The 21,762-nt window shown below is 59.0% G+C and carries 17 protein-coding genes; 12 read left to right on the plus strand and 5 right to left on the minus strand.

The features are described 5' to 3' along the window. Positions 1-34: 34 nt before the first annotated feature. Complete coding sequence (locus OQ460_RS20535; protein ID WP_410022069.1) at positions 35-955, plus strand: GlxA family transcriptional regulator; 921 nt, start codon at positions 35-37, stop codon at positions 953-955. A gap of 66 nt (positions 956-1,021) precedes the next feature. Here the strand turns inward: OQ460_RS20535 and zapE are convergent, their stop codons facing one another. The 3 genes from zapE to OQ460_RS20550 all read right to left on the minus strand — a co-directional run bounded on the left by zapE (position 1,022) and on the right by OQ460_RS20550 (position 4,205). Next, the gene (gene zapE / locus OQ460_RS20540) at positions 1,022-2,116 is read right to left on the minus strand and encodes a cell division protein ZapE (RefSeq protein WP_410019184.1); all 1,095 of its coding nucleotides are present in this window, start codon (positions 2,114-2,116) and stop codon (positions 1,022-1,024) included. Positions 2,117-2,195: 79 nt separating this feature from the next. Next, the gene (locus tag OQ460_RS20545; protein ID WP_410019185.1) at positions 2,196-3,551 is read right to left on the minus strand and encodes a tryptophan--tRNA ligase; all 1,356 of its coding nucleotides are present in this window, start codon (positions 3,549-3,551) and stop codon (positions 2,196-2,198) included. A 24-nt stretch (positions 3,552-3,575) separates the two neighbouring features. Continuing rightward, complete coding sequence (locus tag OQ460_RS20550) at positions 3,576-4,205, minus strand: alpha/beta hydrolase (RefSeq protein WP_410019186.1); 630 nt, start codon at positions 4,203-4,205, stop codon at positions 3,576-3,578. A gap of 147 nt (positions 4,206-4,352) precedes the next feature. Between OQ460_RS20550 and OQ460_RS20555 the strand changes: the two genes are divergently transcribed. Then, entirely contained in the window at positions 4,353-4,790 is a 438-nt protein-coding gene (locus OQ460_RS20555; RefSeq protein WP_410019187.1) for a YhcB family protein, read from the plus strand. A gap of 137 nt (positions 4,791-4,927) precedes the next feature. Here OQ460_RS20555 and OQ460_RS20560 read toward each other — a convergent pair whose 3' ends face one another. Both OQ460_RS20560 and OQ460_RS20565 read right to left on the minus strand, forming a co-directional pair. Next, positions 4,928-5,488 carry a response regulator transcription factor gene (locus tag OQ460_RS20560; RefSeq protein WP_029291924.1) on the minus strand — a complete coding sequence of 187 codons (561 nt, stop codon included), beginning with the start codon at positions 5,486-5,488 and terminating at the stop codon, positions 4,928-4,930. Beyond that, positions 5,481-6,743 carry an ATP-binding protein gene (locus OQ460_RS20565; protein WP_410019188.1) on the minus strand — a complete coding sequence of 421 codons (1,263 nt, stop codon included), beginning with the start codon at positions 6,741-6,743 and terminating at the stop codon, positions 5,481-5,483. The genes OQ460_RS20560 and OQ460_RS20565 overlap by 8 nt, the downstream gene beginning before the upstream one ends. A 201-nt stretch (positions 6,744-6,944) precedes the next feature. Here OQ460_RS20565 and OQ460_RS20570 point away from each other — a divergent pair, with 201 nt between their 5' ends. From OQ460_RS20570 to OQ460_RS20615, 10 genes are all read left to right on the plus strand, one after another. Continuing rightward, positions 6,945-7,661 (plus strand): SIMPL domain-containing protein, encoded by a 717-nt coding sequence (locus OQ460_RS20570; RefSeq protein ID WP_410019189.1) that lies wholly within the window; start codon positions 6,945-6,947, stop codon positions 7,659-7,661. Between the two features lie 700 nt (positions 7,662-8,361). Next, positions 8,362-9,987 (plus strand): ABC transporter substrate-binding protein, encoded by a 1,626-nt coding sequence (locus OQ460_RS20575; RefSeq protein WP_410019190.1) that lies wholly within the window; start codon positions 8,362-8,364, stop codon positions 9,985-9,987. A 304-nt stretch (positions 9,988-10,291) separates the two neighbouring features. Further along, positions 10,292-11,896, plus strand: coding sequence for an ABC transporter substrate-binding protein (locus OQ460_RS20580; protein WP_410019191.1), 1,605 nt, complete (start codon positions 10,292-10,294; stop codon positions 11,894-11,896). Between the two features lie 171 nt (positions 11,897-12,067). After that, positions 12,068-13,462 (plus strand): OprD family porin, encoded by a 1,395-nt coding sequence (locus OQ460_RS20585; protein WP_410019192.1) that lies wholly within the window; start codon positions 12,068-12,070, stop codon positions 13,460-13,462. 81 nt (positions 13,463-13,543) lie between these two features. Then, complete coding sequence (locus tag OQ460_RS20590; protein ID WP_410019193.1) at positions 13,544-15,139, plus strand: ABC transporter substrate-binding protein; 1,596 nt, start codon at positions 13,544-13,546, stop codon at positions 15,137-15,139. 72 nt (positions 15,140-15,211) lie between these two features. Further along, positions 15,212-16,222, plus strand: a complete 1,011-nt coding sequence (locus OQ460_RS20595) for an ABC transporter permease subunit (protein WP_410019194.1) — start codon at positions 15,212-15,214, stop codon at positions 16,220-16,222. Between the two features lie 10 nt (positions 16,223-16,232). Beyond that, the gene (locus OQ460_RS20600; RefSeq protein ID WP_027604858.1) at positions 16,233-17,144 is read left to right on the plus strand and encodes an ABC transporter permease subunit; all 912 of its coding nucleotides are present in this window, start codon (positions 16,233-16,235) and stop codon (positions 17,142-17,144) included. A 10-nt stretch (positions 17,145-17,154) separates the two neighbouring features. Beyond that, positions 17,155-18,123 (plus strand): ABC transporter ATP-binding protein, encoded by a 969-nt coding sequence (locus tag OQ460_RS20605; protein WP_410019195.1) that lies wholly within the window; start codon positions 17,155-17,157, stop codon positions 18,121-18,123. Continuing rightward, entirely contained in the window at positions 18,123-19,094 is a 972-nt protein-coding gene (locus OQ460_RS20610; RefSeq protein WP_410019196.1) for a peptide ABC transporter ATP-binding protein, read from the plus strand. Before OQ460_RS20605 ends, OQ460_RS20610 begins: the two co-directional genes overlap by 1 nt. A gap of 352 nt (positions 19,095-19,446) precedes the next feature. After that, the gene (locus OQ460_RS20615; RefSeq protein ID WP_410019197.1) at positions 19,447-21,705 is read left to right on the plus strand and encodes a TonB-dependent siderophore receptor; all 2,259 of its coding nucleotides are present in this window, start codon (positions 19,447-19,449) and stop codon (positions 21,703-21,705) included. Positions 21,706-21,762 lie beyond the last annotated feature (57 nt).

The raw sequence follows: 21,762 nt of genomic DNA on the forward strand, positions 1-21,762 counted from the left end.
TTTGGCCATTGATCGGGTATTCGCTTCAACCCTCATGCAAGCCAAGGATTTTTTCCACTTAGCCAGCCTGCGTTACGGCAAACAGCAAGGCCTGGGCCTCACGCCAGCCTTTGAAACCCGCCTGGTGAGCCCCGACGGGCAATCGGTATGCAGCTTCAGCGATGTAATCATGCCGGTGGACGGCGGCCTGGAAAACGCCGACATCATTGTGCTGCCGGCCTTCTGGGATGACTTCGACGCCCTGAGCAAACGCTACCCGCAAATCCTGCCGTGGCTGCGCGAGCAACATGCGCGCGGCGCGGTGTTATGCGGCGAGGCCACCGGGGTGTTCTGGTTGGCCGAAGCCGGCCTGCTCAATGGCAAGGAGGCGACCACTTATTGGCGCTTCTTCAATGCCTTCAGCGAGCGCTTCCCCAAAGTCCAGCTCAACCAGGACAAACACCTGACCGATGCCGACAACCTCTTTTGCGCCGGCGGCACGACCTCGGCCTGCGACCTCTACATTTACCTGATCGAACGCTTCTGCGGCGCCAACATCGCCCAGGCCGTGGCCCGCGACATTCTTTACGAAGTGCAGCGCAGCTACGCGCCAGGCCGCATCGGTTTTGGTGGCCAGAAACTGCACCAGGACGTGATCATCCTGCAGATCCAGCATTGGCTTGAAGAGCACTTCGCCGACAAGTTCCGCTTTGAGGATGTGGCCCGCGAACACGGCATGAGTATCCGTAACTTCATGCGAAGGTTCCAGACCGCCACCGGCGACAAGCCCCTGCACTACCTGCAACGCCTGCGCATCGAGACAGCCAAGGGCCTGCTTTCCGGCAGCCGTAAAAGTATCAAGACCATCAGCTATGAGGTGGGTTACGACGATGCGAGCTTCTTTGCGCGGCTGTTCAGGCAACACACGGAGTTGTCACCGAACCAATATCGGCAGCAATTCCAGCAAGCCGCATAACCAAAGACCAGCACAGTAGACAAATGTGGGAGCAAGCCCGCTCCCACATTTTGGATTAGCGTTTACTTAAGGCTTGTGTGCCCGCGCCAGGAACTCGTGGGACTGCATTTCCAACAAGCGACTCAAGGTGCGCTGAAATTCGAAGTTCAAGCGACCACCGGTGTAGAGGTCCTTGAGTTCGACTTCGGCCGAGATGATCAGCTTGACGTTGCGGTCATAGAATTCATCGACCATGTTGATAAAGCGCCGGGCGATATCGTCGGTAGTGACGCTCATTTGCTCTACACCGCTCAAGATCACGGCATGGAAGATCTTGCCCAGTTCGATGTAGTCGTTCTGGCTGCGCGGGCCATCGCACAGTTCACGGAAGTCAAACCAGGCCACGTCATCGCATGTGCGCAATGCGCGAATCTCGCGATTTTCGATGATCAACACATCGTTTTCCACCGCCTGGGTGCATTCCGGCGTCAGCGCCCGGAAGCTCTTGCGCAGGCTTTCATGCGCAGCTTCGTCGAGCGGGAAATGGAACAGTTCCGCTTGCTCCAGATGGCGCAGGCGGTAATCGACGCCGCTGTCGACGTTGACGATATCGGTGTTCTGCTTGATCAGCGCAATGGCCGGGAGGAAGCGCGCGCGTTGCAGGCCATCCTTGTACAAGCCGTCAGGCACGATGTTCGAGGTGGCGACCAGGGTCACACCATTCTTGAACAGCTCCTCCATCAATGTGCCGAGGATCATGGCGTCGGTGATGTCGGACACAAAGAACTCATCGAAACAGATCACCCGCGCTTCCTGGGAGAAACGCTTGGCGATGATGGTCAGCGGGTTCTTCTCGCCGTGCAGGGTCTTCATCTCTTCGTGTACGCGCTTCATGAAGCGGTGGAAGTGCGTGCGAGATTTTTCCTTGAAGGGCAGCGCTTCAAAGAAGGTATCGACCAGATAGGTCTTGCCCCGGCCCACGCCCCCCCAGAAATACAGGCCCTTGACCGGTGTCTGGTCTTTCTTGCCAAACAGCTTGCTGAGCATCCCCTGCTTGCTCTGCGAGGCCGCGACCAGATCGTCGTACAGGCGCTGCAAATGACGCACTGCCGTTTCCTGGGCAGCATCGTGGAAGAAGTCGGGGCGCTTCAGATCAGCTTGATATCGTTCTAGGGGCGTCATAATTTCGTTAGCAAGGCAACAAAAACGGGCCGCCACTGTAACGACGGCCCCGGATAATGGCAATCAACCCTTGGTCGGGTCAGTCCTCGAGGGGAGTCAACGCCACACGCAAAGCTTCAACAGCGGCGTCACGCGCAGCCCTGTCAGCGAATGCAGGGCTGTCGGCCACGCATGCACCGTCCAGCCACACACTGAAGCTCAACGCATCACTGCGCACATCCAGCGCCTGTCCGGATTGCAGCTGCTTGGTCACCGCGCCCGCCGCTTTACCGTCGGCAAAGTTACGCGACAGCAACAATTGCTCGCCGTCGGCGGCCAACAGACGGAAACGGAAACTGCCGTCATCCTCGCGGAAGCTGACAAAACGTGCAGCCTTCACCACCTTCTTCTTGGTGCTGGCAGCAGCGCTGGCCTGGTTGACGAAGGAACGCAGACCCACCGCTTCACGCAACTCCTGCAGGAACGGAGCAGCGACGGCACGGGCTTTTTTGGCGCCGACCAACAACAAGTCTTCCATGTCCGATGGGCGGGACATCAATTGGTGGTAACGCTCACGGGCCTCACCCAACTGGCCGTCCAGCAGTTGGAACAGACGGTTCTTCGCCTCGCCCCAGCCCAGGCCGTCGAGCAGTTCGCTGCGCAATTGCTGTTCCTGCTGCGCAGTGGCGAACGCCTGGTACAGGGTGAACAAGTGTGAGTTGTCCGGATCCTTGGCTTCACCGGGCGCACGGGAGTCGGTGACGATCCGCGAGATCGCGTCCTTCATGTCCTTGGCGCTGGTGAACAACGGGATAGTGTTGTCGTAGCTCTTGGACATCTTGCGGCCATCCAGGCCCGGCAAGGTGGCAACGCTTTCTTCGATCAGTGCCTCGGGCATGGCGAAAAATTCTTTGCCATTGCCGAACAGGTGATTAAAGCGCTGGCCGATATCACGGGCCATTTCCACGTGCTGGATCTGGTCGCGCCCCACCGGCACCTTGTGCGCGTTGAACATCAGAATGTCTGCGGCCATCAACACCGGGTAGCTGTACAGGCCCATGCTGATTCCTGCATCCGGGTCATCGCCGTTTTCCAGGTTCTTGTCCACTGAAGCCTTGTAGGCGTGGGCGCGATTGAGCAGGCCTTTGGCCGCCACGCAAGTCAGCAGCCAGGTCAACTCGGGAATTTCCGGGATGTCGGACTGACGGTAGAACGTCACCCGGTTCACATCCAGGCCACCGGCCAGCCAGGTCGCGGCGATTTCCATGCGCGAACGCTGGATGCGCTGCGGGTCATCGCACTTGATCAGGGCGTGGTAGTCGGCCAGGAAGTAGAACGAGTCGGCATTGGCATCCTGGCTGGCGAGGATCGCCGGGCGGATGGCACCGGCGTAGTTGCCCAGGTGCGGCGTGCCGGTGGTGGTGATGCCGGTGAGGATACGGGTACGAGTCGTCATGGGTAATCGCTTATCAGACTGCTATCAATTCGAAAGACGTGGCAGCACCAGATCCTTGAGATCGGTGAGCTTGCCATGAAAAAAGTGCCCGCATTCTGCCACTTTCAGCAGCTCATGGGGGCGATTCAAGGCTGCAGACCAGTCGTAGACAAGCTGCGGGTCGACAACTTCGTCGGTTTCCGGCTGGATCAGGGTCAATGGACAGTCCTGCGGCAACACGTCTTCATCACGCAGGCGCATGACGGCAGGCGCTACCATGAACAGGTGATTGAGTTTCTCGCCCTTGGCTTCCAGGCGACCGCCGAGACTTGCCGCAACAAATCCGCCAAAGGAGAATCCCAGCAAGGTCATCGGCAGCCCGGGGTGTTTTTCGCGCAGCCAGGTGGCGACCGCTTCGGCATCGTCCACTTCACCGCTGGCCATGTCGTGGGAACCGGCACTGGCGCCAACGCCGCGATAATTAAAGCGCAGGGTGATCAAGCCGGCATCGCGCGCCGTGCGTTGCAAGGTGGAAACCACTTTGTTGAGCATGGTTCCGCCCTGCACCGGGTTAGGGTGGCAGATCAGCGCCAGGCCGCGTGGCTCGGGGTGATCCAGATACAGGGCTTCCAGTTGGCCTACCGGGCCATCGATCAAAACAGGGGTTTCACGCATGAGCAAGGAATGAACTCCGTGACCTCTCAAAGGGTCGACTCGTCTAGCTAAAAGTCTGTGCATGGCATCATTGCGAGCTTAATCGCGGTATACAGCGCAGGTCCGAGCCGTTAACGTAAAGCAAAGCCGTTTATAGAGGAAGGACTCGTGGAACACTCGCTCTTAGTTTGGTTGTTGCCGACTCTTGCCCTGGTTGCCGGTGTCGCCATTGGATTTCTGGTTGCTCGCCTGCTGCCGAATGCCGCGCCTAACCGCACGCAGCGTCAGTTGGATGACATTCAGGAACGTTTTGACAGTTATCAGAACGAGGTTGTTACCCACTTCAACAGCACCGCGACCCTGGTAAAAAAACTCACCCAGAGCTATCAGGAAGTACAAGATCACCTCGCCGAGGGCGCCAACCGCCTCGCCCTGGACGACATCACCCGCCAGCGTTTGCTGGCCGCATTGCATTCAGATGCGGTGCAAACCCCACGGGAACGCCTGACGCCGCCTCGTGAGGATCAGGAGCCGCCTCGGGACTACGCCCCCAAGACGCCCAATGCCCCTGGCATGCTGGATGAGCATTACGGTTTGAAAAAGTAAGTCATTTCAAGCGATACAAAAAAGCCCGGCGGATCGATGATCAACCGGGCTTTTTATTGGATTTACGCTTATCAAATGTGGGGGCGGGCTTGCTCGCTCCCACAAAAAGCCCGCTCACCACACTGGCCGAGCCCGGTTCAGCGCCGTACTGGGCGCTTCTGCAACTTGCGCTGCAAGGTTCGGCGGTGCATGCCCAGTGCGCGGGCAGTGGCGGAAATATTGCCTTCATGTTCGGTCAGCACGCGCTGGATGTGCTCCCACTGCAGACGGTCCACCGACATCGGGTTTTCCGGCACCAGGGTGTCGAGGTCTGCGTGTTCGGAGAGCAAGGCGGCCAACACGTCGTCGGCATCGGCCGGCTTGCACAGGTAGTTGCAAGCGCCGCGCTTGATGGCCTCGACGGCGGTAGCGATGCTGGAGTATCCGGTGAGGATCAGCACGCGCATTTCCGGGTCCAGTTCCAGCAACTTGGGCAGTAGCACCAGGCCCGAGTCACCGTCCATTTTCAGGTCCAGTGCCGCGTAATCCGGCAGGTCGGCCTGGGCAATGGTCAGGCCTTCCTCGGCCGAGCCCGCCGTACTGACGCGAAAGCCGCGCCGGCTCATGGCGCGGGCCATGACTCGGGTGAAAGTAGCGTCGTCATCTACCAGCAACAGGTGCGGCAGTTCTTCGCCTTCGACTTGGATCTCGTCACTCATCGATGTCTCCTCGAACGACACGGGGCAGGCGCAGCTCGGTGAGCGTGCCGCCTTCCTCATGGGGGTAAAGTTTCACGGAGCCGCCGGCGCGAGTCACGCTGGCCTTGCTCAAAAACAGGCCCAGGCCGAAACCTTTGCCCTTGGTGGTAAAGAAAGGTTTGCCGATCTGTTCGGCAATGGCCAGCGGCACGCCGGCACCGTGGTCGCGAATACTGATCGTAAGGTTCTCCGCGTCCCAGTCCAACTGCACTTCCAACCCTTCCGGGCAGGCGTCGGCGGCGTTGTTGAGCAGGTTCAGCAGCGCTTGGGTCAAGTCCGGCGGTGGCGCCATGCGCGGTACCGTGCCCTGTCCCAGCAAGTGGAAGCGGTAACTGGCTTCGGGGCGCATCAAGTGCCAGCGGTTCAGCGCCTCGTCCAGCCATTGCGTGACGTCTTGCATGTCCACCGCCAGACGGCGGTTGGCTTCGGCGGCACGCACCAGTTGCTGCAAGGTTTGCTTGCACTGCTTGACCTGCTCCTGCAGCACGCCGAGGTCGTCTTGCAATGCCGGATCATGGTGATCCTGGCGCATTTCCTTGATCAAGACACTCATGGTTGCCAGCGGCGTGCCCAACTCATGAGCAGCACCGGCGGCCTGAGTGGCGACCGCCAGCAATTGCTGGTCCCGCAAACCTTCTTCGCGGCGAATGGCGCGCAGTTCTTCCTGGCGACGCAGTTCTTCTGCCATGCGCGCGGCGAAGAACGTGATCACGGCGGCCGCCAGGGCAAAGCTCAACCACATGCCATAGATCTGCAGGTTTTCCCGAGCGATGGGAAAGGTCTGCAACGGATAGAACTGCGCCAGCAACAGGGTGTACAGCGTGAGCGCGATCCCGGACAGCACCACCGAATAACGCCATGGCAGCGTCACGGCGGCAATCGTCAGCGGCACCAGATAATAGGAGACGAAAGGGTTGGTAGATCCACCGGAAAAATAGAGCAGCACGCTGTGGATAAACAGGTCACAGGCCAGTTGCAGCGCGTATTCCAGCTCTGTCACCGGCCAAGTGGTGCGCAAGCGAATGGCGGTAAAAACGCACAGCACCGTGGAAAAGGCCAGCGTCACGCCCAGCTGCAACCACGGCAGCGGCAGCAACTCTAACCAATAGGCAAGCCCGACAGAGCCGGCCTGAGCGGCCAGTACCAGCGTGCGGATAAACGTCAGGCGCCAGAGGTTCTGGCGAGTGGCGGAAGTCAATTTTAGGGGGGTGAGCATGAGCTCTCCTGATGAGCGCTCCAGGCGGATCGCACCAAGTATAAACGAAGCAACAGTACAGGCAGCGCGTGTGTGGCCCTTTGACGCAGGAGAGGAAAGCGGCAAGCTTCAACTTCAGCTTGCCGCTAAAAACTTTTAACCCGATGAACCCCACCCCTGCGTCTACAGTCTTATCGAACACGATCACATCAAGGAGCTTTCATGACTCGTTTCACTCGCAGTGCCACCCTTATCGCTCTTAGCCTGGGCAGCGTCGCCAGCCTGCCTGCGCTGGCCGCCGACACGCTGCATTACAACCAGATATCCCTGCGTGCAGAAGTCAGCCAGGAAGTTGCCCGTGACCAGATGATCGTCACGCTCTACACCGAATCCCAGAACAGCGATCCAGGCAAGCTGGCCGCCGAAATCACCAACTCCATGAACAAGGCGCTGGCCCAGGCCCGTGAAGTCAAAGGTGTCACCTTGCGCCAGGGCAGCCGCAACAGCTACCCGATCTACGACAACAAGAACCAGAAAATCACCGGCTGGCGCGAACGCGCCGAGTTGCGCATGGAAAGTTCGGACTTTGCCGCGCTGTCAAAGCTCACCGGCGAGATGCTCACCACCCTGAAGATCGACAGCATGGACTTCGCCATCGCAGACCCGACCCGCAAGGCCAGCGAAGATGCCCTGCTCAAGGAAGCGGTCAGTGCCTTCAAGGCACGTGCTCAACTGGCTACCGATGCGCTGGGTGGCAAAGGCTACAAAATCGTCAATCTGAACTTCAACAGCAATGGTTATCCACAACCTTACGCCCGTAGCGGCGCCATGATGATGAAAGCTGAAGCCATGGATGCAGCGCCAACCCCGCAAGTTGAGGCCGGCACCAGCCAGGTCAACATGAGCGCCGATGGTGTGATCGAAGTCCAGATGCCATAACGCCTGGCTGTTTGACCAAGACGGCGGAGACTTCGGTGACCGCCGTTTTTTTTGGCCAAACGCCGGACAATTGGCACAAACATCCCGCTGAATGCCAGTGGTCTTATCGTACGAATATCCGGCAAGCGCTCTGGAAGGCGCAGCCCCCTGGGGCGCTACCATAGGAAGCAGAGTCGCAGTGGGCGTGCCCTACCGTTGTGCCCTCATCAACAGTAGCACCGGGTTGAGCGGCATATGCCGCTATCCGGAAAAACGATGCGCACGACCGGGGTCAGCGCAACCGCGAAGCCTCTCTCAACTGGTATTAACCGCCAGGAAAAAACCGCAATAACAAACACTTGGAAAGTCTGTTCTGAAATAGACGGTTTTCCACCACTACCAAAAGACCGGGCGGAACTCCAGGCTCGATCCAGGCGGACTGTGGTGCCGGTCTGGATAAGTAACAGCCACGCCCAAATCAGGTGCGCCAGAGGCCTGGAATGAGCATTTACGGTGCGCCTGGAGCACCGAAAACATGCCCAAAAAGATGTTTTTGTGTCGAAAGTTATACGTATGCGACATTCCTGTACGTTCGTACCACTGTTTAGCGCTTGTAGCCTCTCAACATCTTGCAATGGGTATGGGGCCTGCATAAGTATCCGCAGGTCGACTCACGAGGTCGCCCTCACTACCAAAAATGACAACAAATCATGAGGCCAACATGCTTAAACACGCAGTCATTCCGTTTTTAGTCAGCGCCGGTTTAATGGCCGCTGCACCTTTCGCCCAAGCGGCGACTAATCTGGTGTTCTGCTCCGAAGGGAGCCCGGCCGGTTTCGATCCAGGCCAGTACACCACCGGAACAGACTTCGATGCTTCGGCCGAAACCATGTTCAACCGTCTCAGCCAGTTCGAACGCGGCGGCACCGCCGTGATTCCTGGCCTCGCCACCAAGTGGGACGTTTCCGAAGACGGCCTGAGCTACACCTTCCACCTGCGTGAAGGGGTCAAGTTCCATACCACGCCGTACTTCAAGCCGACTCGTGAATTCAACGCTGACGACGTGCTGTTTACCTTCAACCGCATGATCAAGAAAGACGACCCGTTCCGCAAAGCCTACCCCACAGAGTTTCCGTACTTCACGGACATGGGGATGGACACCAACATCAAGAACATCGAGAAGATCGACGACCACACCGTCCAGTTCACCCTTGGCACCGTGGACGCGGCTTTCATCCAGAACCTGGCCATGAGCTTCGCCTCCATACAGTCGGCTGAATACGCCGCCCAACTGCTCAAGGAAGGCAAGCCCCAGGACATCAACCAGAAGCCTGTGGGCACTGGCCCGTTCGTGTTCAAGAGCTACCAGAAAGACTCCAACATCCGCTTCACCGGCAACAAGGATTACTGGAAGCCTGAAGACGTGAAGATCGACAACCTGATCTTCGCCATCACCACCGACCCGTCGGTACGTATCCAGAAGCTCAAGAAGAATGAGTGCCAGGTCACCCTGTTCCCGCGTCCGGCCGACCTCAAGGCGCTGGAAGCAGACAAGAGCCTGAAAATGCCGCACCAGGCCGGCTTCAACCTGGGCTATATCGCCTACAACGTAATGCCCGTGCTCAAGGGCCAGACTGAACCGAACCCACTGGCCGACCTGAAAGTACGCCAGGCCATGGACATGGCGGTGAACAAGCAGCAGATCATCGACTCCGTTTACCAAGGCGCGGGCCAACTGGCGGTCAACGCCATGCCACCGACCCAATGGTCCTATGACGACACCATCAAGGACACCCCGCAGGACATTGCAAAAGCCAAGGAACTGCTCAAAGAGGCTGGGGTCAAGGAAGGCACCAAGATCGTCCTGTGGGCGATGCCGGTACAGCGTCCCTACAATCCGAATGCCAAACTGATGGCGGAAATGCTGCAGAACGACTGGAAACAGATCGGCCTGAACGTGAGCATCGTCAGCTACGAGTGGGGCGAGTACATCAAGCGTTCCAAAGGCGGCGAGAACCAGGCCATGATCATTGGTTGGAGCGGTGATAACGGTGACCCGGACAACTGGCTGAACGTGCTGTTCGGCTGCGATTCCCTGGCCGGCAACAACTTCTCCAAATGGTGTGACAAGAAATTTGACGGCATCGTGAAACAAGCCAAGGCCACATCGGATGTAGCCAAGCGCACCGAACTGTACAAGCAGGCGCAACACATCCTCAAAGATGCAGTCCCGATGACACCTATCGCGCACTCGACGGTGTATCAACCCATGCGCAACACCGTGCAGGACTTCAAGATCAGCCCGTTTGGCTTGAATTCCTTCTACGGCGTGAGCGTCAGCAAGTAAGGACCATTGACGGCGACGCTTCATAACGTCGCCGTCATTGCATCCGCCATGACCACAGGACTCGAACTACATTCGCGACCGCTGCCGTCTTACAGCGATTGACTGCAAATGTACCGGCCGAGGCCTACAAGGTTTGTTTGGTTCTGCACATTTACTGCCTATCCCTCGACCCCTAGTGTCATGGACGGCAGAGATGCAGTTCCAGCACGGCAACTGCTGAAAAGGGATCAGTGTTCTTTCCATGTCCCGTAGCGGGCATGGCAAACGCTCACTGACGAATGATAAAAATGGATTGGGGATCGTCATGCGCCATACCACCGTTCTATCCGCGATATTGGGCACCGGCTTGCTGGCCGTCGCCTCGATGGGCCAGGCTGCCGACAAGAAGAGCCTGGTGTTCTGCTCCGAAGGCAGCCCGGCCGGTTTCGACACCGCGCAATACACCACCGCCACCGACAACGATGCGGCCGAGCCGCTCTACAACCGGTTGGTTGAGTTCGAAAAAGGTGAAACCGGCGTAGTACCGGCACTCGCCACAAAGTGGGACATTTCGCCAGACGGCCTGACCTACACCTTCCATCTGCGTGAGGGGGTGAAGTTCCACAGCAACAAGGAGTTCAAGCCAACCCGTGACTTCAACGCCGACGACGTGCTGTTCACCTTCAACCGCATGCTCAATGCCGACCATCCGTTTCGCAAGGCCTACCCTACCGAGTTTCCGTATTTCAACGGGATGAGCCTGAACAAGAACATCGCCAAGGTCGAAAAAACCGATCCGTACACCGTGGTGATGACTCTCAATACGGTAGATGCCGCGTTTATCCAGAACATCGCGATGAGCTTCGCCGCCATTCTGTCCGCCGAATACGCCGACCATCTGCTCAAGGCCGCAAAGCCCAGCGATATCAACCAGAAGCCGATCGGCACTGGTCCATTTGTGTTCCAGCGTTACCAGAAAGACTCGCAGATCCGCTATACCGCCAACAAACAGTACTGGGACCCAAGCCGGGTCAAGCTCGACCAACTGATTTTCGCCATCAACACTGACGCCTCGGTTCGCGTGCAGAAGCTCAAGGCCAACGAATGCCAGGTCACCCTGCATCCGCGCCCGGCCGATGTCGACGCCCTCAAGGCCGACCCCAAGCTGCAACTGCTGACCAAGCCGGGGTTCAACCTCGGATACATTGCCTACAACGTGCGGCACAAGCCTTTCGACCAGCTCGAAGTACGCCAGGCGCTGGATATGGCGGTCAACAAGCAGAGCATTCTCAACGCCGTCTACCAGGGCGCAGGCCAATTGGCGGTCAACGCCATGCCACCGACCCAGTGGTCCTACGACGACACCATCAAGGATGCGGCCTACAACCCGGAAAAAGCCAAGGAGTTGCTCAAGGCCGCCGGCGTGAAGGAAGGTACCGAGATCACCCTGTGGGCGATGCCGGTGCAAAGGCCGTACAACCCCAACGCCAAGTTGATGGCCGAGATGCTGCAGAACGACTGGGCCAAGATCGGGCTCAAGGTCAAGATCGTCAGCTATGAATGGGGCGAGTACATCAAGCGCACCAAAAATGGCGAGCACGATATCAGCCTGATCGGCTGGACCGGCGACAACGGTGACCCGGACAACTGGCTCGGCACCCTTTACAGCTGCGATGCCATCGGCGGGAACAACTACTCCATGTGGTGTGACCCGGCGTATGACAAGTTGATCAAGCAAGCCAAGGTCGTGACCGACCGCGAACAACGGACGGTTCTGTACAAACAGGCACAGCAACTGCTCAAGCAGCAGGTGCCGATCACGCCCGTCGCCCACTCGACGGTCAACCAGCCGTTAAGCGCCAAAGTCGAAGGTTTCAAGGTGAGTCCATTCGGCCGTAACGTGTTCTCGGGCGTGAGTATCAACCCATAAGAAAATAACCGGATTGCGCAGGGCAATAACTCGCCTTGCTGCAAACGTGCAGCCTTAATTCAAGTTTTTTCGATCGGCAAACGTTTGCACTGCTGAAAAGAGTTCCACACCCAATAGCCGGTTCACCTAAAAAGACCGGCATTAAAAAAAAGAACCAAAGGAGCTTCACCCATGAAACTGAGCAGCAAAGCGCTTCTGGCCCTGGCCATCAGCAGCATCACGGCAACCGCCTATGCTGAGCCTGCAAGCCAGGACTTCGTTCCCACCACACTGGCCGGCACCAGCGCCCAAAGCGAGGCCAAAGGCTTCGTCGAAGACTTCAGTCTGGGCGGCAGTACCCGTAACTGGTACTCCAATGAACAGAAATACCGGGGCGGTAGCTTCTCCTACCAGAAGCACGGTCAAACCGTAACCGACCGCCGCCGTGAGAACTGGGTCCAGGGCACCATCATCAACGCGACCTCGGGCTTTACCCAAGGCACCGTCGGCGTAAGCACCGAAGTGGCGGTGTACAACGCATTGGTTCTGGACCGCAGCAAACGCGACATCAAAGGTGGTTCCAACCGCACCCTGGCCGACTCCAACGGCGACGCCGTAGACCAGTGGAGCAAACTGGGCCTGGCCAACGTCAAGTTCCGTGTCTCGAACACCACCTTGACCGCCGGCCGCCAGAACTTCAGCAGCGGTATCGTCGACACCATCGGCAACCGTGCATTGCCTTCAAGCTTCCAGGGCGTGAGCATCGACAGCCAGGAGTTCAGCAACCTGTCGTTCCAGGGCGGGATCTTTGACCGCGTATCCCCGCGTACCGAACAGAGCCTGTCGAAATTCCGTACCGAATACGGCAACGGCGCCGAAACCGACAAGGTCTACACCGCCGGCTTGAACTACCAGCCGTTCAAGAGCCTGAAGACCAGCTTCTTCGGCGCCAACGTCAAGGACTTCTGGAACCAGTACTACTTCGGCGCAACCCACGAGCTGGGCGACAGCCAACAACTGGCACTGACCACCGGCTTCAACTATTACAAAACCGTCGATGAAGGCAAAAAAGAGATGGGGGAAATCGACAACGATACTTTCTCCCTGTCCCTGGGCCTGGCTCACCAGGCGCACAGCCTGACCTTCTCCTACCAGGCCGTGAACGGTAACGAATACTTCGATTACCTGCACGAAACCAACGGTATCTACCTGGCCAACTCCCTGACGTCCGACTTCAACGGCCCGAACGAGAAATCCTTCCAGGTCGCCTACGGCATCAATATGGCCGAATACGGCGTCCCGGGCTTGAAGTTCAACATCTACTCCGCCCGCGGCTGGGGCATCGACGGCACCCACTACCGCGGCAACGGTGGCCGAGCCGGGTTTGCCTATGATGGCATCCAGTCCCAGGACGACGAAAAGCATCAGGAATACGGTATCGGCGCAGCCTATGCCGTGCAGAGCGGCCCGCTCAAGGCCACCGCTATTCGTGCGACCTATGTTGAGCACCGTGGCAGTGAAAACCAGTCGGACGGCAGCATCAAAGAGTTCCGCCTGGTTACCACCATCCCGTTCAACATTCTTTAATTAGCGCCAGGTAGACGGTGGGTTCAGGAAGAACCCGCCGCCTACGCTTGTCTGGTTGAAACGATTACAGAGGGCTCATCGATGAAAACGCTCCCGTTACAAGCTGCCATTGCCGCTGCGCTGTTGAGCGTGGCGGTTGGCATTTCGGCAAAGCCGCTGGTGGTCTGCACCGAAGCCAGCCCGGAAGGTTTCGACCCGGTCCTGTACACCACGGCGGTCACGGCTGACGCCGCTGCCGAAACCATGTTCAACCGCCTGGTGGACTTCAAGCCAGGGACCACCGAGATCGTTCCGGCACTCGCCAAATCCTGGGATATCAGCGAAGACGGCCTGACCTATACGTTCCACCTGCGCGATGACGTCCAGTTCCACACCACCGACTACTTCACCCCCACGCGTAACCTGAATGCCGACGACGTGCTTTGGAGTTTCCAGCGTCAACTGGACCCGAAACACCCGTGGCACAACAAGTCCACCACCGGTTTCCCCTATTTCGAAAGCATGGGTTTCAAGCAACTGCTCAAAAGCGTCGAGAAGACAGATGATCACACCGTGGTCTTCACCCTCACGCGCCCTGAAGCACCGTTCCTTGCCGATGTCGCTATGCCCTTTACCGCTATCCATTCCGCCGAGTACGCCGACAAGCTGCTCGCCGCCGGCAAGACCGAACAGCTCAACAGCAAGCCGATTGGCACCGGGCCATTTATCTTTACCCGCTACCAGAAAGATGCCCAGGTGCGATTCAAGGCCAACCCGCAATATTTCCGCGGCAAACCGCCCGCCGATCCGCTGATCCTGGCCATCTCCGTGGATAACAACGTGCGCCTGCAGAAGCTCAAGGCCAACGAGTGCCAGATCGCGTTGTATCCAAAGCCCGATGACCTGCCGAGCATCAAGAAAGACCCCAACCTGAAAATCGATGAACTGGCGGCCATGACTACCAGCTACACCGCCATGAACACCACCCGCAAATACATGAGCGACGCCCGCGTACGACACGCGATCAACATCGCGTTCGACAAAGCCGGTTACACCGAGGTGCTGTACGGCAAAGGCAACGCAGTTGTAGGCACCGGCCCGTACCCGCCGACCCTGCTGGGCTTCAACGACACGCTGAAGAACCCGCCCCGTGATCTGGACAAGGCACGCGCCCTGCTCAAGGAAGCCGGCGTACCAGAAGGCACCGAGTTCACCCTGTTCACCCGTAACGGCGGCGGCCCGACCAACCCCAACCCAATGCTTGGCGCTCAGCGTATGCAGGCGGATCTGGCCCAGATCGGCCTGAAGGTCAATATCAAGGTCATGGAATGGGGTGAAATGCTCAAGCGCGCGAAAGCCGGCGAGCACGACATGGTGTCCGCTGGCTGGGCGGGAGATAACGGTGATCCGGACAACTTCCTGACGCCGAACCTGAGCTGCGACGCCGCAAAGAACGGTCAAAACTACGCCCGCTGGTGTAACGAAGAGTTTCAGGGGCTGATCGACAAGGCGCGCGCCATCGCTGAACCCACTGAACGCGCCACACTCTATAAACAAGCCCTGGCCGTTTTCGACAAGGACCAACCCTGGATTCCCATGGCTTACCCGAAAATGTTCACGGCCATGCGTAAGAATGTCGAGGGTTACACCCAAAGTCCCTTGACCAACAACAACTTCGCCACCACCCAGGTGAAGTAATAAGAAACGCCCGGCCCTTCGAAGTTGAGGGTGCCGGACTTGCCTAACCGGCTGATTGAGGTACACCACACGATGTTTAGTTTTATTGCCCGCCGATTGGGGTTATTGATCCCCACATTTTTCGGCATCACGTTGCTGACGTTTGCGTTGATTCGCATGATCCCTGGCGACCCCGTGGAAGTCATGATGGGCGAGCGGCGGGTTGATCCCGAAATGCACGCCCAGGCAATGGAACGCCTTGGCTTGAACAAACCTTTGTATGCGCAATACCTGGACTACATCGGCAAGCTCGCCCAGGGCGACCTCGGCGAATCCCTGCGTACCCGTACCAGCGTGTGGAGCGAGTTCACCGCCCTCTTCCCCGCGACCCTGGAATTGTCCATGGCCGCGCTGTTGTTCGCCGGCATCCTCGGGCTACTGGCCGGAGTGATCGCGGCCTTGAAACGAGGATCCCTGTTCGACCATGGGGTGATGGGCATCTCCCTTGCGGGATATTCGATGCCCATCTTCTGGTGGGGCCTGATCCTGATCATGTTCTTCTCCGTGAGCCTGGGCTGGACCCCGGTTTCCGGGCGTATCGACCTGCTCTATGACATCGAGCCGCGCACCGGCTTCATGCTGATTGACACCCTGCTGGCAGACGAACCGGACGCGTTCTGGGACGCCTTGCACCACCTGATCCTGCCGGCCATCGTGCTTGGCACCATCCCGCTGGCAGTGATCGCGCGGATGACCCGCTCGTCGATGCTCGAAGTACTGCGCGAGGACTACATCCGCACCGCCAAGGCCAAAGGCCTGTCGCCAGCGCGCGTGGTATTTGTCCATGGCCTACGCAATGCGCTGATCCCGGTACTGACCGTGGTCGGCCTGCAAGTCGGCACGCTGCTGGCCGGCGCGGTTTTGACCGAAACCATCTTCTCGTGGCCCGGCATCGGCAAATGGCTGATCGAAGCCATTGGCGCGCGGGACTATCCCGTGGTGCAAAACGGCATCCTGTTAATCGCCTGCCTGGTGATTTTGGTGAACTTCGTAGTCGACATCCTCTACGGCTTCGCCAACCCACGCATCCGTCACCAGCGCTGAGATCATGACCATGACCACACCAACTCAAGTGTCAGCAGTCGATCAAAGCCTGCTGTACCCGTCCCCGTACAAAGAATTCTGGCAAGCCTTTTCCAAGAACAAGGGCGCGGTTGCCGGCCTGTTGTTCATGTTGCTGATCGTGTTCTGCGCGATCTTCGCCCCATGGGTAGCACCGCATAACCCCAGCGAGCAGTACCGTGACTTCCTGCTGACCCCGCCGTCATGGCTCGAAGGCGGACAGATCCAGTTCCTGCTGGGTACCGACGAACTGGGCCGTGACTTGCTGTCGCGCCTGATCCAGGGTTCACGCCTGTCGCTGTTGATCGGTTTGTCATCGGTGGTGATGTCGCTGATCCCGGGGATCCTCTTGGGTCTGTTCGCCGGTTTCTTCCCGCGCCTGCTGGGCCCGACCATCATGCGCCTGATGGACATCATGTTGGCCCTGCCTTCGCTGCTGCTGGCGGTGGCGATTGTAGCGATCCTCGGCCCTGGCCTGATCAACACCGTGATTGCCATTGCTATCGTTTCGCTGCCGTCCTATGTCCGCCTGACCCGCGCTGCGGTGATGGGCGAACTGAACCGCGACTACGTGACCGCAGCCCGCCTCGCGGGGGCCGGCTTGCCACGCCTGATGTTCATCACCGTGTTGCCTAACTGCATGGCACCGCTGATCGTACAGGCGACCTTGAGCTTCTCCTCGGCGATTCTCGATGCCGCGGCACTGGGCTTCCTCGGCCTTGGCGTACAACCGCCAACGCCGGAGTGGGGCACCATGCTGGCTTCGGCCCGTGACTATATCGAACGTGCCTGGTGGGTCGTGAGCCTGCCTGGCTTGACCATTTTGCTCAGCGTGCTGGCAATCAACCTGATGGGCGACGGGCTGCGCGACGCGCTGGACCCGAAACTCAAGAATGCCGCCTGAGGAGATTCCCATGTCACTGTTAGAAATCAAGAATCTCAACGTGCGCTTCGGCGACAAGACCGCCGTGCCGGTGGTCGATGGCCTCGACATCAGCGTCGACAAAGGCGAAGTACTGGCGATCGTGGGCGAATCGGGCTCAGGTAAATCCGTGACCATGATGGCGCTGATGGGCCTGATCGAGCATCCCGGCATCGTCACCGCCGACGCCCTGAACTTTGACGGCAAGGACATGCTCAAGCTGAGCAATCGCCAGCGCCGCCAGATTGTCGGCAAAGACCTGGCGATGGTGTTCCAGGACCCGATGACCGCACTGAACCCCAGCTATACCGTGGGCTTCCAGATTGAAGAGGTTCTGCGCCTGCACCTAAAAATGTCTGGCAAGCAAGCGCGCAAACGGGCGATCGAGCTGCTGGAAAAGGTCGAAATCCCTGGCGCCGCCAGCCGGATGGACGCCTATCCGCATCAACTGTCCGGTGGCATGAGCCAGCGTGTAGCGATTGCCATGGCGATTGCCGGCGAGCCGAAACTGCTGATCGCCGATGAACCGACCACGGCGCTGGACGTGACCATCCAGGCGCAGATCATGGAGCTGCTGCTGGCATTGCAGAAAGAGCAGGACATGGGCCTGGTGCTGATCACTCACGACCTCGCGGTCGTGGCGGAAACCGCCCAGCGCGTCTGCGTGATGTACGCAGGCCAGGCAGTGGAAGTCGGCCAGGTGCCGCAACTGTTCGAGATCCCGGCACACCCGTACAGCGAAGCGCTGCTCAAGGCGATCCCGGAACACAGCCTCGGCGCCACGCGCCTGGCCACGCTGCCTGGCATCGTGCCCGGCCGCTATGACCGTCCGCAAGGTTGCCTGCTGTCGCCGCGTTGCCCGTACGTACGCGACAACTGCCGCAGCGAGCGTCCTGCCCTGGATCCGAAAACCAACAGCCTGGCACGCTGCTTCTACCCCTTGAACCAGGAGGTGGCGTAATGGCCGTCGTTCTTACCGCCCGCGACCTGACCCGCCACTACGAAGTGTCCCGTGGCCTGTTCAAGGGCCATGCGTTGGTACGCGCGCTCAATGGTGTGTCATTTGAACTGGAAGCCGGCAAGACCCTCGCCGTTGTCGGCGAGTCGGGTTGCGGCAAATCCACCCTGGCCCGTGCGCTGACGCTGATTGAAGAGCCGTCTTCGGGCTCACTGAAAATCGCCGGCCAGGAAGTCGCCGGCGCCGACAAGGCGCAGCGCAAGCAATTGCGCAAAGACGTGCAGATGGTGTTCCAGAGCCCCTATGCCTCGCTGAACCCTCGGCAGAAGGTTGGCGATCAGTTGGCCGAGCCTTTGCTGATCAACACCAACCTGTCCGCCGCCGAGCGCCGGGAAAAGGTCCAGGCGATGATGAAACAGGTGGGCCTGCGCCCCGAGCATTATCAACGCTACCCGCACATGTTCTCCGGGGGGCAACGCCAACGCATCGCCCTGGCCCGCGCCATGATGCTGCAACCCAAAGTGCTGGTGGCGGACGAACCGACCTCGGCACTGGACGTGTCGATCCAGGCCCAGGTGCTCAACCTGTTCATGGACTTGCAGCAGGAATTCAACACGGCCTACGTGTTCATTTCCCACAATCTGGCGGTGGTGCAACACGTCGCCGACGACGTGATGGTGATGTACCTCGGCCGGCCGGTGGAAGTGGGCCCGAAAGAAGACATCTACGCCCGCCCCTTGCACCCGTACACCCAGGCACTGCTGTCGGCCACCCCGACCATTCACCCGGACCCGAACAAGCCGAAGATCAAGATCGTCGGCGAATTGCCCAACCCGCTGAACCCGCCTCCGGGCTGCGCGTTTCACAAGCGTTGCCCCTATGCGACCGAGCGATGCAGCAGCGAAGAGCCGTTGTTGCGAGCGCTGGATAACCGCCAGGTGGCTTGCCACTATGCAGAGCAATTTGTGGCGTGAGTTCCGGTGGGAGCGGGCTCGCTCGCGATAGCATCACCGCGGTGTAACTGATATATCGAGGCGCTTGCATCGCGAGCAAACCCGCTCCCACACAAGCTCACTCCTACAGCTCTTCCCGCCAGATTGCGCATCAGTCTGGTGGGAGGGGCTTTTTTTATTCTTGGTGTATACGCAAGAGCTCGCGACCAAAGTGTATAGATTGTAAATGCAATTTACTTTTATTTGAGAATCAATACCATTCGTGCGCATGGAGAGCACCGGATATGACCGTCGGCTAACGAAGACCTCGCTGCTGGAAAGCGATTCTGGTGCATCTCACTCAGTTTCCCTTTCCCTAAAGGACTTTGCGGACATGTCGTCTCGATTCAGGCTCAGCCATTTCTCCCTTGCGTTTATCGCCACTTTTTCCTCCCCGCTACTCCTGGCGGACACACTGGAAAGAGAGCGAGGCACAGTACCGATGGAGGCCACCGACCTGCCAGTCGACGGGACTTCCCAAGCCTTGGAGCTGGAAGAGACGCGTGTGCTGGGCACCGCTGCCGAAGAATTGAAACAAGCCCCCGGCGTGTCGATCATCACCGCCGAAGACATCAAGAAGCGGCCCCCCACCAATGATCTGTCAGACATCATTCGGCGTGAGCCAGGCGTCAACCTGACCGGCAACAGTTCCAGCGGCAGCCGTGGCAACAATCGCCAGATCGACCTGCGCGGCATGGGCCCGGAAAACACCCTGATCCTGATCGATGGCAAACCGTCGACTTCACGCAACGCCGTGCGTTACGGCTGGAGCGGTGACCGTGACACCCGCGGCGAAACCAACTGGGTACCAGCCGAGGAAGTCGAACGCATTGAAATCCTGCGTGGTCCGGCCGCCGCCCGCTATGGCTCCGGCGCCATGGGTGGGGTGATCAACATCATCACCAAGCGCCCGACCGATCAGGTGCGCGGCTCGCTGACTACCTACGTGTCGCTGCCCGAGGACGATGCCGAGGGCATGAGCAAACGCACCAACTTCAACCTCAGCGGCCCGTTGAGCGACACCCTGGCGTTTCGGGTCTACGGTGGTTTGAACAAAACCGATGCCGATGATTCCAACATCAACCAGGCCGAGCAGGCCTCCGCCGACTCGTTGGTCGCTGGCCGCGAGGGTGTGCGTAACAAGGACGTCAACGGTTTGCTCAGTTGGCAATTCACTCCCGAGCAAACCCTGGACCTGGAAGCCAGCTACAGCCGTCAAGGCAACATCTTCGCCGGCGACACGATGCTCAACGGCGGTGGCGAGTTCGTTGACAGCCTGGTAGGCAAGGAAACCAGCGTGATTCAGCGCAGCAGTTTCTCGGCCACGCACCGCGGTGAGTTTGACTGGGGCTCGACACTGGCATCGCTGACCCACGACCTGACCCGCAACGAACGCCTCAACGAAGGCCTGGCCGGCTCCGGCGAAGGCGCACCTTCGGCCACCGCCGGCCGTTTCGAATCGCGCTTGCGCAACACTCGGGCCACCGCCGAGGTCAACCTGCCGCTGAGCTTCGGTACCGAGCAGGTACTGACCCTGGGCAGCGAATACCTCTACGAATCGATGAACGATCCGGGCTCGCTGCGCTCCCAAAGCTTCGATCCTGGCACCGGGGGCATCCCGAGCATTCCGGGCGTCAGCCGCAACAGCACCAAAACCACCGCGTCGAGTTACGCGCTGTTCGCCGAAGACAATATCGAGGTGGGCAGCAAGACCATCATCACCCCCGGCCTGCGCTTCGACGATCATGAAGAATACGGTGGCAACTGGAGCCCGAGCCTCAACGCCTCGCACCAGTTGACCGACGAACTGAGCCTCAAGGGCGGGATTGCACGGGCCTACAAGACACCCAACCTGTATCAGTCCAACCCCAACTATTTGCTGTACAGCCGTGGCAACGGCTGCAACGCCAGCGAAACCAACTCCGGTGGTTGCTACCTGGTGGGCAACCCGGACCTGAAGCCGGAAATCAGCGTCAACAAGGAAATCGGCCTGGCCTTCGACAAGGGCACCTGGCGTACCAGCGCGACCTATTTTCGCAATGACTACAAGAACAAGATCAATGCCAGCAACACTGCGGCCTTCCGCCTGGAAGGCGGGCGCCGGGTGATGGAGTGGGAAAACAGCGGCGCGGCGCTGGTGCAGGGGATCGAGGGCAACCTGTTCATGACTTTGCGCGACGACCTGGACTGGAACACCAACCTGACCTACATGATCGACTCCAAGGACAAGGACACTGGCGAGCCGTTGAGCATCATCCCCAAGTACACGGTCAACAGCACGCTGGACTGGCAGGCCACAGACAAACTCTCGTTTCAGGTCAGCGGCACCTATTACGGTAAACAGGAAGCGCCAACCCTCAATTCACGCAGCGGCAACAACTTTGATCGCACGGCGCAGCAAGATGTCGACCCGTACGGTTTGATGGGCCTGAGCAGCGGCTATGAGTTCAACAAGAATCTGAGCGTACGCCTGGGCATCAACAACCTGCTGGACAAGCGCCTATACCGCAAGGGCAATGCCGACGACGCCGGTGCCCAAACCTATAACGAACCGGGCCGCGCCTACTTTGCGTCGATGACCGCTTCATTCTAAAAAGAGTCCGGACCTAGAAAATAAAAAAGGCGAAGCCATTGTGGCTTCGCCTTTTTT

The organism is Pseudomonas imrae (assembly GCF_046352735.2).
Taxonomy (GTDB): domain Bacteria; phylum Pseudomonadota; class Gammaproteobacteria; order Pseudomonadales; family Pseudomonadaceae; genus Aquipseudomonas; species Aquipseudomonas imrae.

Bases quoted from the DNA above. Each gene is read 5' to 3' on its own strand.
- OQ460_RS20580 (WP_410019191.1), top strand. From the start codon at position 10,292: ATGCGCCATACCACCGTTCTATCCGCGATATTGGGCACCGGCTTGCTG.
- OQ460_RS20595 (WP_410019194.1), top strand. From the start codon at position 15,212: ATGTTTAGTTTTATTGCCCGCCGATTGGGGTTATTGATCCCCACATTT.
- OQ460_RS20565 (WP_410019188.1), bottom strand. From the start codon at position 6,743: ATGCTCACCCCCCTAAAATTGACTTCCGCCACTCGCCAGAACCTCTGG.
- OQ460_RS20545 (WP_410019185.1), bottom strand. From the start codon at position 3,551: ATGACGACTCGTACCCGTATCCTCACCGGCATCACCACCACCGGCACG.
- OQ460_RS20610 (WP_410019196.1), top strand. From the start codon at position 18,123: ATGGCCGTCGTTCTTACCGCCCGCGACCTGACCCGCCACTACGAAGTG.
- OQ460_RS20550 (WP_410019186.1), bottom strand. From the start codon at position 4,205: ATGCGTGAAACCCCTGTTTTGATCGATGGCCCGGTAGGCCAACTGGAA.
- OQ460_RS20535 (WP_410022069.1), top strand. From the start codon at position 35: ATGCAAGCCAAGGATTTTTTCCACTTAGCCAGCCTGCGTTACGGCAAA.
- OQ460_RS20605 (WP_410019195.1), top strand. From the start codon at position 17,155: ATGTCACTGTTAGAAATCAAGAATCTCAACGTGCGCTTCGGCGACAAG.
- OQ460_RS20615 (WP_410019197.1), top strand. From the start codon at position 19,447: ATGTCGTCTCGATTCAGGCTCAGCCATTTCTCCCTTGCGTTTATCGCC.
- zapE (WP_410019184.1), bottom strand. From the start codon at position 2,116: ATGACGCCCCTAGAACGATATCAAGCTGATCTGAAGCGCCCCGACTTC.
- OQ460_RS20600 (WP_027604858.1), top strand. From the start codon at position 16,233: ATGACCACACCAACTCAAGTGTCAGCAGTCGATCAAAGCCTGCTGTAC.
- OQ460_RS20560 (WP_029291924.1), bottom strand. From the start codon at position 5,488: ATGAGTGACGAGATCCAAGTCGAAGGCGAAGAACTGCCGCACCTGTTG.
- OQ460_RS20590 (WP_410019193.1), top strand. From the start codon at position 13,544: ATGAAAACGCTCCCGTTACAAGCTGCCATTGCCGCTGCGCTGTTGAGC.
- OQ460_RS20575 (WP_410019190.1), top strand. From the start codon at position 8,362: ATGCTTAAACACGCAGTCATTCCGTTTTTAGTCAGCGCCGGTTTAATG.
- OQ460_RS20585 (WP_410019192.1), top strand. From the start codon at position 12,068: ATGAAACTGAGCAGCAAAGCGCTTCTGGCCCTGGCCATCAGCAGCATC.
- OQ460_RS20570 (WP_410019189.1), top strand. From the start codon at position 6,945: ATGACTCGTTTCACTCGCAGTGCCACCCTTATCGCTCTTAGCCTGGGC.